Below are 1,227 nucleotides of genomic sequence, written 5' to 3'. Positions count from 1 at the left end.
GCACCTCCACCGACCGGCCCGGGTGCAGCGCCCCCAGCTCCTCGAGCGTGAAGCGCACGGCCGTCAGGACCACGGGGCGCGGCGCCTCCCCGCCCCGCTCAACCGCCTCGCGCCACGCGCGCAGCGCCTCCATCCCACGGGCCGTGTCAATCCGTCGTTTCGCCATGCGTCGATTCTACGGCCGCAACGATTCCCGCGTGGGCGCGCATTCCGACCGCTCAGTCAGGCACAATTGAGTGGACAACCCCCTACCGAGAGGCCAACCGTGAGCGAGACAGCATCCCTCATCACGCTGCGCTCGATCCTCGACATCGAGATCGCGCGCACCTACCAGTGGGATGCCGCCACCATCATCTCCGTCTCCGGCGTCGACCGCGCCGGCGACCTGACGACGCGCATCGTCGAGCAGCCCGGCGCCCTCACCGACATCGCCGCCGAAGGATTCTCCCCTCACTCCGCCGCCGGCCACGCGCTCTCCCACGAGCTCCACGACGCCATCCAACGCCGCGTGCGCCTGTGGATTGCGGACATCCCCACCGACCAGCTGCCGCGCCTGCGCGAGGCCCTCGGCTCCGACGTCATTCACGAGGCCGGCACCCCCTCCGGCGGTTACACGCCCATCGCGCTGTCCCCCCTCGCGCTGCTCGAGGCGTGGGCGGATGGCACCGACGAGCAACGCGCCTTCATGCGGGTCGCCATGGCCGGCCTCGACACGCTCTCCACCGCCTCGCACGCCACCCTCGCCTCGCGCGCCGTCGGCGCCTCCATCATCGAACGCCCCGCTTTCATCAAGCTGTGCCGCAACCCCAAGTTCATCGCCTACGTCGTCGTCCTCGTGTACTCGATGGCGCGGGCCCTGCCCGTCATGTACGTCCCGCACTTCCGGGGCGACTGGCGCATCCTGTGGGCCATCGACATGATCACCGCCATCCCCTACACGTGGGGCCTCATCGAAATGGTCGCCGGACAAAAACTCTGGCACCGCATCGTCGGCGCCGTCACCTCCGCCGTCACCTTCCTCGCCCCCTACGTGTACTTCCTCATGTACGGGCGCCACGCTCCCCCGGGCGTGTGGACCGCCATCGCCCTGATTTTCTTCGGCGGCATCTTCCTGGAGGTCTTCCGCTACCAGCGCGACCGGGCCGTCAAGAAAGGCCTCGCGGAGCTCTCGTAGCACCGCCTCCCCGGGCTGTTCTCCGCGCGCCCGCGGGCGGAGCACGGGCGGAG

Annotated in this window: 1 protein-coding gene and 1 pseudogene; one reads left to right on the top strand and one right to left on the bottom strand. The window is 69.8% G+C overall.

The features are described 5' to 3' along the window. Positions 1-166: pseudogene (locus tag HMPREF1138_RS11610) on the bottom strand (sterol carrier family protein); the annotation flags it as partial. A gap of 99 nt (positions 167-265) precedes the next feature. On the opposite strand from HMPREF1138_RS11610, the gene HMPREF1138_RS05505 reads away from it, so the two are divergent. Beyond that, entirely contained in the window at positions 266-1,174 is a 909-nt protein-coding gene (locus HMPREF1138_RS05505) for a cytochrome c oxidase subunit IV (protein WP_009057511.1), read from the top strand. The last annotated feature ends 53 nt before the right edge of the window (positions 1,175-1,227 follow it).

This window comes from Actinomyces sp. ICM58 (assembly GCF_000283035.1).
GTDB lineage: Bacteria > Actinomycetota > Actinomycetes > Actinomycetales > Actinomycetaceae > Pauljensenia.
The sequence above is the reverse complement of the archived record's forward strand: the minus strand, read 5'-3'. Positions and strand labels throughout refer to the sequence as shown.